13 protein-coding genes are annotated in these 12,778 nt (G+C 50.5%); 3 read left to right on the top strand and 10 right to left on the bottom strand.

All coding sequences use genetic code 11. The features are described from left to right. Positions 1-18 precede the first annotated feature (18 nt). The gene (rpsB, locus tag LGV68_RS19345) at positions 19-747 is read right to left on the bottom strand and encodes a 30S ribosomal protein S2 (RefSeq protein ID WP_020331662.1); all 729 of its coding nucleotides are present in this window, start codon (positions 745-747) and stop codon (positions 19-21) included. A gap of 406 nt (positions 748-1,153) precedes the next feature. On the opposite strand from rpsB, the gene map reads away from it, so the two are divergent. The 3 genes from map (at position 1,154) to LGV68_RS19330 (ending at position 5,282) form a co-directional block, all read left to right on the top strand. Continuing rightward, positions 1,154-1,996 (top strand): type I methionyl aminopeptidase, encoded by an 843-nt coding sequence (map, locus tag LGV68_RS19340; RefSeq protein ID WP_020331661.1) that lies wholly within the window; start codon positions 1,154-1,156, stop codon positions 1,994-1,996. A gap of 149 nt (positions 1,997-2,145) precedes the next feature. Continuing rightward, a complete protein-coding gene (gene glnD, locus LGV68_RS19335; RefSeq protein WP_212570655.1) occupies positions 2,146-4,770 on the top strand; it encodes a bifunctional uridylyltransferase/uridylyl-removing protein GlnD in 2,625 nt (874 codons plus the stop codon). A 131-nt stretch (positions 4,771-4,901) separates the two neighbouring features. Next, a complete protein-coding gene (locus LGV68_RS19330) occupies positions 4,902-5,282 on the top strand; it encodes a DUF3461 family protein (protein ID WP_020331659.1) in 381 nt (126 codons plus the stop codon). 52 nt (positions 5,283-5,334) lie between these two features. Here the strand turns inward: LGV68_RS19330 and pgpA are convergent, their stop codons facing one another. From pgpA to LGV68_RS19285, 9 genes are all read right to left on the bottom strand, one after another. Continuing rightward, the gene (gene pgpA, locus LGV68_RS19325; protein WP_020331656.1) at positions 5,335-5,841 is read right to left on the bottom strand and encodes a phosphatidylglycerophosphatase A; all 507 of its coding nucleotides are present in this window, start codon (positions 5,839-5,841) and stop codon (positions 5,335-5,337) included. After that, positions 5,838-6,812, bottom strand: a complete 975-nt coding sequence (gene thiL / locus LGV68_RS19320; RefSeq protein WP_044363792.1) for a thiamine-phosphate kinase — start codon at positions 6,810-6,812, stop codon at positions 5,838-5,840. The genes pgpA and thiL overlap by 4 nt, the downstream gene beginning before the upstream one ends. Positions 6,813-6,901: 89 nt before the next feature. Then, positions 6,902-7,372, bottom strand: coding sequence for a transcription antitermination factor NusB (gene nusB, locus LGV68_RS19315; RefSeq protein WP_004724908.1), 471 nt, complete (start codon positions 7,370-7,372; stop codon positions 6,902-6,904). Then, on the bottom strand, positions 7,372-7,842 hold the full coding sequence (gene ribE, locus LGV68_RS19310; RefSeq protein WP_004724909.1) for a 6,7-dimethyl-8-ribityllumazine synthase: 471 nt from the start codon (positions 7,840-7,842) through the stop codon (positions 7,372-7,374). Before ribE ends, nusB begins: the two co-directional genes overlap by 1 nt. Before the next feature lie 194 nt (positions 7,843-8,036). Then, positions 8,037-9,146: a bifunctional 3,4-dihydroxy-2-butanone-4-phosphate synthase/GTP cyclohydrolase II gene (gene ribBA / locus LGV68_RS19305; protein ID WP_020331653.1), complete on the bottom strand. Its 1,110-nt coding sequence runs from the start codon at positions 9,144-9,146 to the stop codon at positions 8,037-8,039. Positions 9,147-9,187: 41 nt separating this feature from the next. Continuing rightward, positions 9,188-9,841 carry a riboflavin synthase gene (locus tag LGV68_RS19300; RefSeq protein ID WP_252535915.1) on the bottom strand — a complete coding sequence of 218 codons (654 nt, stop codon included), beginning with the start codon at positions 9,839-9,841 and terminating at the stop codon, positions 9,188-9,190. Positions 9,842-9,844: 3 nt separating this feature from the next. Beyond that, the gene (ribD, locus tag LGV68_RS19295; RefSeq protein ID WP_252535913.1) at positions 9,845-10,954 is read right to left on the bottom strand and encodes a bifunctional diaminohydroxyphosphoribosylaminopyrimidine deaminase/5-amino-6-(5-phosphoribosylamino)uracil reductase RibD; all 1,110 of its coding nucleotides are present in this window, start codon (positions 10,952-10,954) and stop codon (positions 9,845-9,847) included. 13 nt (positions 10,955-10,967) lie between these two features. After that, a complete protein-coding gene (gene nrdR / locus LGV68_RS19290; RefSeq protein ID WP_020331649.1) occupies positions 10,968-11,417 on the bottom strand; it encodes a transcriptional regulator NrdR in 450 nt (149 codons plus the stop codon). Between the two features lie 102 nt (positions 11,418-11,519). Then, positions 11,520-12,770 carry a glutamate-5-semialdehyde dehydrogenase gene (locus LGV68_RS19285; protein WP_024373553.1) on the bottom strand — a complete coding sequence of 417 codons (1,251 nt, stop codon included), beginning with the start codon at positions 12,768-12,770 and terminating at the stop codon, positions 11,520-11,522. Positions 12,771-12,778 lie beyond the last annotated feature (8 nt).

The raw sequence follows: 12,778 nt of genomic DNA, 5'->3' as shown, positions 1-12,778 counted from the left end.
TGTAACTCAGAGCCGCTATTATTCAGCTTCTACGAAACCGTCTTTGTCAGCAACTGCCGCTACGTCTTTGTTACGGCCTTCGCTTACTGACTCTGCTGCTGCGTTCAGGTATAGCTGAACTGCACGGATTGCGTCATCGTTACCTGGGATAACGAAGTCAACGCCGTCTGGGTTAGAGTTAGTATCAACAACCGCGAACACTGGAATGCCCAGGTTGTTTGCTTCTTTAATTGCGATGTGTTCGTGATCAGCGTCGATTACGAATAGAGCGTCTGGTAGGCCGCCCATATCTTTGATACCACCAAGAGACTTCTCTAGCTTCTCCATTTCGCGAGTACGCATTAGAGCTTCTTTCTTAGTCAGCTTGTCGAAAGTACCGTCAGTAGACTGGATCTCAAGATCTTTCAGACGCTTGATTGATTGACGAACAGTTTTCCAGTTAGTCAGCATACCGCCCAACCAGCGGTTGTTAACGTAGTACTGGTTGCTTGCAAGAGCAGCTTCTTTAACAGCTTCAGATGCAGCGCGCTTAGTACCTACGAAAAGAACTTTACCTTTCTTCTCGCCAACTTTAACTAGCTCAGCAAGAGCTTCGTTGAACATTGGTACAGTTTTTTCTAGGTTGATGATATGAACTTTGTTACGAGCACCAAAGATGAATGGCTTCATTTTTGGGTTCCAGTAACGAGTCTGGTGACCGAAGTGAACACCAGCTTTCAGCATATCGCGCATTGATACAGTTGCCATTATATAATCCTCTATGGGGTTAGGCCTCCACATCCCCCATGTCTCCGACTTCTCAGCTTAGCTGGAAGCACCCCGGAACACGTGTCGGAATGTGTGTGATTTAAAGTTTAATGTTAGTGGACTCGACGCTGCTTCGCCAAAATGAAGAAAACAGACCGAGATTCCGGCGCGCTTTATATCATATTTGGCCCTTGTGTGGCTAGAAAAAATTACCTTTTTCTCCGAACTGCGAGCCGTAAAGCCCGCTCATTTGGCGTGCAGTTTGGCTCTCTGTTTTGCCTGCATCTCCGCGAGTGAAGCGACTCTAATTCTCATTCTTACTCGCCTCACTTCTTGCGCTTCCCTCTTCCACTGTTACAATAACGCCATTAGCACAACCTGTGCCTAGAGTTAGTAGAGAAAGCCGATGTCTGTAAAAATTAAGAATGCTGAAGAAATTGAAAAAATGCGCGTAGCGGGCCGTTTGGCAGCTGAGGTTCTGGAAATGATTGAACCTCATGTAAAAGCGGGCGTAACGACCGAAGAACTGGATCAGATTTGTCATAAGTACATCACTGAAGTTCAAGGCGCAATTCCAGCACCTCTCAACTACCACGGTTTCCCTAAATCTATCTGTACTTCAATCAACCACATCGTGTGTCATGGCATTCCAGCGACTGGCGACAGCAACTTTGGTCAGCTAGTGCGCCCTGGCGTACTGAAAGATGGTGACATCCTGAACATCGACATTACCGTAATTAAAGATGGTTACCACGGTGACACGTCAAAAATGTTCCAAGTGGGTGACGTTGCGCCGGCAGACAAGCGTCTGTGTCTGGTGGCTCAAGAGTGCCTGTACCTGTCTCTGAAAAAAGTGAAGCCAGGCGTACAACTGGGTGAAATCGGCACGACGATTGAGAAGCACATCAAGACCAACAACAAGAACAACCCGAGCACTAAATTCTCTATCGTGCGTGATTACTGTGGTCACGGCATTGGTGCCGAATTCCACGAAGAGCCACAAGTTGTACACTACAAGAACAGCGACCGCACTGTACTGCGTGAAGGCATGATTTTCACCATCGAACCGATGATCAACGCAGGTAAATTTGGCTGTCGTCTGGATGATGAAGATGGTTGGACAGTTTACACCGCTGACGGTAAAAACTCAGCACAGTGGGAGCACACCATTCTGGTGACGAAAGACGGCTGCGAGATCCTCACGCTGCGCAAAGAGGAAAGCATTCCTCGCGTATTCCACAACGCATAACCACATTCACATCATCCCTGCTTCGGCAGGGATTTTTTTATCTGCGCTCCCAAGGCCAGCCATTACGGCGGCGCATCTTGAGCACACTTGGGATTATCTGTTAGATTCAGTCTCAGTATCTTTTGAAAGACTTGCACGGACCGCATTGTATGCCCTATTTATCTCCGCTGAGTTTCAGCGATGAACAACTGACCATCAGCGAGCTCAAGCAACAGCTGGAGCACTTCGCTCAATATCAGAAAGACGAGTTCCTCAATCACAACCCGGTCACCGACTTGGTGCTTGGCCGCGCAGAGTACATGGATCTGTTACTGCGCCGTCTGTGGCAATCTTTTGGTTTCGCCGAGATACAGGACCTGAGTCTGGTCGCGGTCGGAGGCTATGGCCGTGGAGAACTGCATCCACTGTCAGACATTGACATTCTGGTGGTGTCAAAAGACAAACTCAGCGACAACATCGCGTCCAAAATCAGCGAGTTCATCACCTTTCTATGGGACTTGCGTCTGGAAGTTGGTCATGCAGTACGTACTGTGGCTGAGTGTGCGGATATCGGTCGTCAAGATTTGACGGTGGCGACTAACTTGCAGGAAGCTCGCCTGCTGTGTGGCAGCGAAGAGACATTCCACCGTCTCAAACTGGTGATCCATTCAGAAACCTTTTGGCCAAGTGAAACCTTTTACCGCGCCAAGATTCAAGAACAACGTGAACGTCACGCCCGTTATCACGACACCACTTACAATCTGGAACCGGACATCAAGTCCACACCGGGTGGCCTGCGTGATATTCATACTCTCAGCTGGGTCGCTCGTCGCCATTTTGGCGCTACTACGTTGTATGAAATGAGTCGCTATGGCTTTCTGACCGACGCTGAGTTTCGTGAGCTGGTGGAGTGCCAGGACTTTTTATGGCGCGTTCGCTTTGCACTCCATCTGGAGCTCAAGCGGTACGACAACCGCCTGACCTTTGCTCATCAGGCGCAGGTTGCCGAACATTTGGGCTTTACCGGCGAAGGTAACCGTCCGGTCGAAATGATGATGAAAGAGTTCTACCGCACGCTGCGCCGCGTAGCAGAACTCAATAAGATGCTGCTCAAACTGTTTGATCAGGCCATTTTGAACAATGGTGAAGAGAGCGAGCCTGAAATCCTTGATGACGATTTCCAGCGTCGTGGCAATCTGATTGAAGCGCGCAAACCGGCACTGTTTCAGGCACGTCCGGAAACCATTCTCGACATGTTCCTGCACATGGCCAACGACTCCACGATTGAAGGTGTATCACCTTCGACGATGCGTCAGTTGCGTACGGCACGGCGCCGCCTGAACAAGTTTCTGCATACCATTCCGGCAGCTCGCGAGAAGTTCATGGAGCTGGTACGTCATCCGAATGCTCTGCACAAAGCGTTCAGCCAGATGCACAAACTCGGCGTTCTGGCAGCCTATCTGCCGCAGTGGAGTCAGATTGTGGGTCAAATGCAGTTTGACCTGTTCCACGTCTACACCGTGGATGAACACAGTATTCGCCTGCTGAAACACATTCATGTTTTCTCAGATATGAAAAATCATGAAAAGCATCCGATTTGCTGCGAAGTCTACCCTAAGATTCAGAAAAAAGAGCTTTTGATTCTGGCAGCCATCTTCCACGACATCGGTAAAGGTCGTGGTGGCGATCACTCTGAAATCGGAGCAACCGAAGCGTACGATTTTTGTATCGAACACGGATTATCAAAACCGGAAGCGAAACTGGTGGCCTGGCTGGTTCAGAACCACTTGTTGATGTCGGTCACCGCGCAGCGCCGGGATATTTACGATCCGGACGTCATCATTGAGTTCGCGAAAAAAGTGCGTGATGAAGAGTATCTGGAATATCTGGTGTGTTTGACGGTTGCAGATATCTGCGCAACCAACCCGGAATTGTGGAACAGTTGGAAACGTACTCTGCTGGCCGAGCTGTTTTATTCGACGCAGCGTGCGCTGCGCCGCGGGTTAGAAAACCCGGTCGATGTACGCGATCGTATTCGTCACAACCAGCAAATGTCGTCTGCCCTGCTGCGCAAGGAAGGCTTTAGCAGCCGCGAAATTGATTTGCTGTGGCAACGCTTTAAAGCCGACTACTTCCTGCGCCATACGCACAAACAAATCGCCTGGCACTGCACTCACCTGTTGCGCCACGATGATCCGACTCAACCACTGGTCATGGTAAGCAAGAAGGCGACCCGGGGCGGCACGGAAATCTTTGTCTACACCAAAGACCAGCCCGCGCTGTTTGCCACCGTGGTGGCGGAACTCGACCGTCGTAATCTCAACGTCCATGACGCTCAGATCATGACCAGCAAAGACGGTTACGTACTCGATACTTTTATGGTACTGGATCAGAATGGTCAGGCGATTGAAGAATCGCGCCACAAAGCCTTGAGTAAACATCTGGTACACGTGCTGGAAGACGGCCGCCCGACCAAGATTAAGACCCGTCGTCTGCCGCGCAACTTGCAGCACTTTAAGGTGAAAACTCAGGTCGACTTCCTGCCAACCAAGAGTAAGAAACGTACGCTGATGGAATTCGTGGCGCTCGATACGCCGGGACTTCTCGCCACCGTCGGTGCGACCTTTGCAGAGCTGCATCTCGATTTGCACGCGGCGAAGATCACCACCATCGGTGAGCGCGCAGAAGACTTGTTCATTCTGACTGGCGCACACGGCGCCCGATTGAGTGAGGAAGAGGAATTGGCCCTGCGCGAAAGGCTGATTGAAAACGTTTCCGAATTGGCGCCAAGCTAAGTGGCACAAAGGAATAGCGATCTTGTCCACAACTTAAGCGTATGGGCAGAAACTAAGCTATCTACCACAGGATTAGACTGCTACATTGAATTCAGGTCATTGATGTAACAAAAATAATATAGAGGTCGCTTATGTTTCCACACCTCACGGGTTTAGGGATTACAGATCCAACGCAGATTGAACGCTATTCATTGCGTCAGGAAGCGCACAAGGATGTCTTAAAAATCTATTTCAAAAAGCAGAAAGGTGAACTGTTTGCCAAGAGTGTAAAATTCAAATACCCAAGGCAAGTTAAGAATGTGCTGGTTGACAGCGGTAGCCATCAATACAAAGAGGTCACAGAGATTAACCGTAATCTGACCTTAATCATCGATGAGCTGAACCAAATCACCAAGCATGTTCAGATTACACAAGTGGACGTGAAACAGAAGATCCTGAGCGACTTGCGTCACCTGGAAAAGGTGGTTGCCAGCAAAATTGCGGAAATTGAATCCGATCTGGAAAAACTGTAATACCATTCATTCGATAAAAAAGGTTCCCACTTGGGAACCTTTTCTTTTATGTTTAGCTTAACCAACCAGCCCAGTAGCCGACCAGAGCCAGCGCCAGCGCAGACATCACGCCTGCAACCAGATCGTCAAGCATGATCCCCAGTCCGCCGTGCACGCGTTTATCGAGCCAGCCAATCGGCCAGGGTTTGACCATGTCGAAAAAGCGAAACAACACAAAACCCGCAAGCAGCCATTTCCATTCAAACACTGGCAGTTGTAACATCGGCACAATCAGCATGGTGATCCAGAATCCGGCAAATTCATCCCACACAATTGAGCCGTGATCATGCACCTGCATGTCATCCGATGTTACCTGGCAGATCTTAATCCCAATCAGGCTGGCTGCAATAACGACAACGATATACAGCGTGAGCGGCAGTTGCGCCAGCAACAGGTAAAAGGGCACAGACGCCAGAGTTCCCATAGTGCCCGGCACTACAGGAGACAAACCGCTGCCAAATCCGGTGGCGAGCAGATGCCATGGATTTGTCATCGACAAACGAGATTTCGGATTGGTCATTCTGATTCCTTAAAGTGATCGTATCCGCGCAGATTCCAGTCCAGCTTTTCGCCGTTGTTATGCAATTCAAATGTGCCTTGCGGGCGAATCTGGCCAATACACGTCACTTTGGTACCGCAGTGCGCTAATGCACTGTCCAGCGAACCTTTGTTCTGCTCGGGTACGGTAAAACACAGCTCATACTCTTCACCGCTGGTGAGAGCGTATTTCTGTGCGGTTTGAATGTGGCCGACAAACTGACGCAGTTCCTGAGACATCGGCAGAGTACTGACATCCAGACTAACGCCAACATTGGATTGACGCAGAATATGCCCCAGGTCGGAAATCAGACCATCCGATATATCGATGGCTGACGATGCCAGATTGAGCAGCGCCTGCCCCACCAAAATACGTGGTGTCGACAGGTAATGGCGCTTTTCCAACTCCGGCGCAAACGGCTCATGGCGTTTAGCCTCGTCCAGAATCACATCCAGCCCCGCTTTGCTGTCACCAAGCTCTCCCGTGACATACACCCAATCGCCGACTTTGGCTGTGCTGCGCAGCAACACTTTATCCTGCGGCACGAACCCCTGCACTGTCAGGGTAATGCTGAGCGGGCCTTTGGTGGTATCGCCACCAATGAGCTGAATGTTGTAGTAATTAGCCAGGTCAAAAAATGCCGTGCAGAACGGCTCCAACCAGGCTTCATCAATTTCAGGCAACGTCAGTGCCATGGAGACCCAAGCCGGGGTTGCGCCCATGGCCGCCAGATCGCTTAAATTGGATACCAGCGCTTTGTGTGCCACCCATGCTGGGTTGGCATCGGCCAGAAAATGAATGCCAGCCACCATGGTATCGGTGCTGATAGCAATGCGCACATTATCTGGCGCTTTGACAACCGCACAATCATCGCCGAGAGCGAGATGCACGTCTTTACGTTGTGGTTGGCGTGAAGAAAAGTATTTGTCGATTAGGTTAAATTCACCAAACATCGGAAATTCCAAGTCTTTCAGAACAGAGAAGAGTGTAGCAGCGAAATAAAAAAGGTCAGCGTATGCTGACCTCTTTATTGTAAAGCGAATTACGATTTTTTGCGTACATGAGGTGCGGCTTTATCCAGTACCCCGTTCACAAATTTGTGGCTGTCTTCTGCAGCGAAAACTTTAGCCAGTTCAATCGCTTCGTTAATCACAACTTTGTAAGGTACATCTTCACGACGCGTCATTTCGTACATTGCAAGGCGAAGCAGAGCAAGCTCCATCATATCCAGGTCTTGCATTGGACGAGACACGAACGGACGTAATTTACTGTCTAGCTCTGTGTGGTTAAGCACTACACCCGCTAAAAGATCACGGAAGTATGCAACGTCAGTCTCTGGAGCAGCAAGTGCTGGTTCAGACGCATGATGCTCTTCTTCATCATACTTACCACCTGATAAGAATTGCTCTTCAATAGTCGCAACATTATCTTTAGTAATTTGCCACGAATAAATAGCTTGTAGCGCAAATTGACGTGCATTACGACGTGCGGCTGGTTTCACACTGGCCCCCATTAGGAATCAATTTCAGAAAGAACGTTAATCATCTCAAGTGCGCTCAGTGCAGCTTCTGCACCTTTATTACCAGCCTTGGTTCCTGCGCGTTCAATAGCTTGATCGATTGTATCAACAGTCAGAACACCAAATGCTACCGGAATGCTGAATTCCATAGACACTTGTGCCAGACCTTTATTCATTTCACTACAAACATAGTCAAAGTGAGGCGTACCACCACGAATTACTGAACCTAGCGACACGATAGCATCGAATTTACCGGTTTTAGCAACACGTTGCGCAGTCAGAGGAAGCTCTACTGCACCTGGGCAACGAACGACAGTGATGTTTTCGTCGCTTACTTGGCCGTGACGTTTCAGAGTGTCGATGGCACCAGACAGCAGACTTTCGTTAATAAAACTGTTGAAACGAGAAATCACAATCGCAACTTTTGCATTTGGTGCTGGGAAACCACCTTCGATCACTTTCATAAGCTTTCCTTTAACTCTGTTCATCAAGTGAGAATCGCCGGATTCTAGCACAAATTTGTGAGCGATATCTAATGGAAATTTGACACGCTATTTGCATACCAGCAAGCGGCTCAACCTGAGAACAGCATTGAATCTGAATTATTAATAGAGCACAGCGACTTGCCGCTCAGGCCGAGCGGCAAACTGTAGAGGAATTATTCGCAGACGTATTCGACCACATTGAGGCCAAAACCGCCCAGCGCATGGTATTTCTTGTTGGCAGACGACAGCAGACGCATATCACTGACACCTAAGTCCGCCAGAATCTGCGAACCAACGCCAACACGGCGTGATGTGCCCTGCTTTTTGGCCATCGCTGGCGCTTCGCCTTTGTCTTGCTGTTCAAACATTTTCACGCGGTGCAGCAGCAGCTCAGATGACTCTTCGTTCCCCAGAATGACCAGCACGCCGCCTTCCTTGCCAATGCGTTTCATCGCTTTGTCCAAAGTCCAGCTACGCTCAGCGCTGCGATCACTGCGCAACAGGTCAGTAAAGGTGTCTTGCAGATGCACGCGCACTAAAGGAATCTGAGTTTTCGGATCGCCTTTTTTCAGCGCAAAGTGAATTTGGTTATCGATCACATCGCGGTAGGTCACCAGTTCAAACTCACCATACTCAGTGGGTAGTTTGCACTGCGCAACACGTTCAATTGTGGTTTCTGTGTTGTTGCGGTACTCAATCAGATCCGCAATGGTACCCAGTTTGATGTCATGTTTTTCAGCAAACACTTCCAGATCCGGGCGACGCGCCATGGTGCCGTCATCATTAAGGATCTCAACAATCACAGACGCTGGCTCAAGACCTGCCAGACGAGCTAAGTCGCAGCCTGCTTCCGTATGGCCCGCGCGAGTCAGTACGCCACCATCCTGTGCCGCCAGCGGAAAAATGTGTCCCGGCTGCACAAGGTCCGATGCTTTGGCATCTTTTGCCACAGCCGCTTGCACAGTGCGCGCGCGGTCTGCAGCCGAAATGCCCGTGGTTACGCCTTCAGCCGCTTCAATCGACACGGTGAAGTTGGTGGTGTATTGCGCGTTGTTATCCTGAACCATTGGCGGCAAACCTAAATTACGGCAGCGCTCTTTGGTCATCGTCAGACAAATCAGGCCACGCCCATGGGTCGCCATAAAGTTAATAGCGGCAGGGGTAATATGCTCAGCGGCCATGATCAGGTCGCCTTCGTTTTCACGGTCTTCATCATCCATCAGGATGACCATTTTACCTTGGCGAATATCATCGATAATTTCTTGAGGCGTACTAATTGGCATGATTCTCGTCCTATTTTCAGGCACGCACACTGGTGTCAGTGCTACGCGAAACCATTTTGTTGTAAGAATTCCATTGTAATGCGTGACTCTGGCTGTTCATCACGTCCGCCATTCAGCAGGCGCTCCAGATAGCGAGCCAGTACATCCACTTCCAGATTGACTTTGCGGCCAACCTGGAAATGATCGATTGTTGTTTCTTGCGTGGTGTGCGGCACGATGGTCAGCTTAATGGCATTTTTGCGCAAATCATTAACCGTCAGGCTGATGCCATCGACAGTAATGGATCCCTTTTCAGCCACGTACTTGCTCAGTTCGGCTGGCATGGCAACCCAGAGTTCGATCGCACGACCAACCGGGTTACGCTCAACAATTTCACCGACGCCATCCACATGACCAGACACAATGTGGCCACCAAAACGCGTGGTGGGCAACATGGCTTTTTCCAGATTGACTTTATCGCCCACTTTGTAGTCGGCAAAGCCGGATTTTTTCAGTGTTTCCAGAGATAAATCAGCGCTATAGCTGTGCGAGTTAAACTCAACGACGGTCAAACACACGCCGTTGGTTGCAATACTGTCACCAAGCTTTACATCGCTCATATCCAGTTTGCCCGCATCGACCGAGATGGTGATGTCCTCGCCTTTTGGCGTAATCGCCGTCAGCGTACCGACAGCTTCGACAATTCCAGTAAACATAGTTTATTCATCTTTCAGTTCAGGCGTCGCCACGACGCGAATATCCGGGCCAACCATTCGGCAATCCTGAATATTGAGATTCAGAACCTGCTGCATATCGGTCAGCCCTAAAGCACCAAACAAGCCGCGTCCGTCGCTGCCCATGATTTTCGGTGCCAGATACAAAATCAGTTCATCCACCAGTTGTTGCTCAAGTAGAGACTTGGCCAGCGTCGCGCCAGCCTCTACCCAAATATGGTTGATGTTATGGTGCTTAGCCAGATCAGCCAGTGTCTCAGCCAGGTTCAGTTGCTCATGCTCATCAAGTGCAACACAGACATCAGCTTGCTCACCCGCGACACGAAGCACGGCACCATCATGAGCATACAGCTTGAGTTCGCCATGCAATTGGTGTTGGCGATCAAGGATGACACGTATCGGCTGGCGTAGGTCTTCCGGCAGATACTCAGCCTGTACGCCAGTCGGTAGTTCCGCCCAACGCACGCTCAGCGACGCGTTATCAGCCAGTACGGTCTGACTGGTCGACAGCACCGCTCCTGCTTTCGCACGGTAAGCCTGCACATCCTGGCGAGCCGGCTTTGACGTAATCCACTGGCTGCGGCCATTGGCCAGTGCCGTTTGACCGTCCAGGCTGGCAGCCATTTTCAGTTGTACAAATGGCATACCGGTTTTCATGCGTTTGATGAACGCTGGATTGAGCGCCAGCGCATCGGCTTCAAGCAGGCCAACCTGCACATCAATTCCGGCATCACGCAGCATCTGAATGCCACGCCCGGAAACTTGCGGATTGGGGTCTTGCATCGCGCAAACCACTCGCGCCACGCCTGCTTTAATCAGGCCTTCTGCACAAGGTGGTGTGCGACCATAATGGGAACACGGTTCGAGCGTGACATACGCCGTTGCACCAACCGACTTCTCGCCCGCCATACGCAGCGCATGTACTTCAGCGTGTGGCTCACCCGCGCGGAAATGAAAACCTTCACCAACGATGGTCTCGCCCTGAATAATCACGCAGCCGACATTCGGATTGGGCGCCGTTGTGAAACGCCCGCGCTGAGCCAGTTTGATCGCGCGGGACATCATTTGATAATCAAAAGAGGTAAATGTAGGCATAGTCAGATAATGATCAATCTTCGAGTTTGGCAATCTCTTCGCCAAATTCCCGCACGTCTTCAAAGCTGCGGTAAACGGAGGCGAAACGAATATAAGCAACTTTATCCAGCTCTTTGAGCTGTTCCATCACCAGATTACCGATAAGCTTGCTCGGGACTTCACGTTCCCCCGTCGCTCGAAGCTTCGATTTGATGGTGCTGATGGCCAGTTCAATCGCATCGGCACTCACCGGGCGTTTTTCCAGTGCGCGTTGCAGACCACCAATCATTTTATCTTCATCGAACGGTTCACGGTTTCCGTTGGATTTAATCACCCTTGGCATCACCAGCTCCGCGGTTTCAAAGGTGGTAAAGCGTTCATTGCAAGCCAGACATTGACGGCGACGGCGCACTTGATGGCCATCGGCAACCAAACGTGAGTCGATCACTTTTGTATCGTTCTCAGAACAAAAAGGACAATGCATATCACCTCCATAGCAAGGCGTTCAGTGTACCGGAATTAGTTTGGCGAAGAAAAGGAAAAGGGGCGGATTCGCCCCTTTTCTCGACAACTTACGCTTATTTTGTTAACTACGTGACAAGTAGTTCGCTTTGCCCACCCACTTGTAGCTGGTCAGCTCTTCCAGCCCCATCGGGCCGCGAGCATGCAGTTTCTGGGTTGATACCGCCACTTCAGCGCCCAAGCCAAACTGCGCGCCGTCAGTAAAGCGCGTCGATGCATTGACATACACCGCCGCAGAGCCTGCCGAGTTGATGAAACGTTCAGCGTTCACCAAGCTGTTGGTCATGATGGCATCGGAGTGACTGGCGTTGTGCTCGCGCATGTGGTCAATCGCTTCGTTAACGTCACGCACCACTTTGACGCCCAATGTGTAGCTGAGCCATTCGGTATCAAAATCACCCGCCTGAGCATCACGAAGTTCAGTCGCCGCGCTCATCAGCGCTTTTGCTTTTGGCTCAGCAACAAAGGTCACTTTGCCGTTGAGTTTTGCCACCAGTTTTTCCAGCAGAGGCTGAGCAATCGCTTCATGCACCAGCAGCGTATCCAACGCATTACACGCCGACGGACGTTGTACTTTGGCGTTCTCAATCACGTCCACCGATTTATCCAGGTCGGCACTCTCATCAACGAAAATATGGCTGATACCAAACCCGCCGATGATGACCGGAATCGTGCTGTTTTCTTTACACATTTTGTGTAGGCCAGCACCACCACGCGGAATAATCATATCCACGTAATCGTCCAGTTTCAGCAATTGCGTCACCAGTTCACGATCCGGCTTTTCGATGTACTGCACGGAGGCCGCAGGTAATTGTGCTTTTTCCAATGCGGACTGAATCACTTTGACCAGTTCCATGTTGGAGAAGAAGGTTTCTTTGCCGCCACGCAGAATCGACGCGTTACCGGTTTTCAGGCACAGCGCGGCAATATCGATAGTGACGTTTGGACGCGCTTCGTAAATCACTCCGACCACACCAAGTGGCACGCGACGACGCGACAGCGACATACCGTTTTCCAGCACTTTGCTGTCGATTTCGCTGCCCACCGGGTCGTTGAGGCTGATCACGTTACGCACATCGTTGGCAATCGCGTTCAGACGCGATTCATTCAGCAACAGTCGGTCCAGCAACGCATCAGTCAGGCCCGCTTCGCGGCCCAGTTGAATGTCTTTGGCGTTTGCCGCCAGAATCTGTGCTGCGTTCGCTTCCAGCTCATCAGCAATGATCGCCAGAGCTTGGTTTTTCTGCGCCGTCGAGGCGGTGGCGAGTTGAAAAGCGGCGTCTTTAGCCGCTTTTCCCATTAAGGTTAAATCCACTTTCTCTC

The sequence above is a fragment of the Vibrio sp. LQ2 genome (assembly GCF_023920125.1).
Lineage (GTDB): Bacteria > Pseudomonadota > Gammaproteobacteria > Enterobacterales > Vibrionaceae > Vibrio > Vibrio fluvialis.
The sequence above is the reverse complement of the archived record's forward strand: the minus strand, read 5'-3'. Positions and strand labels throughout refer to the sequence as shown.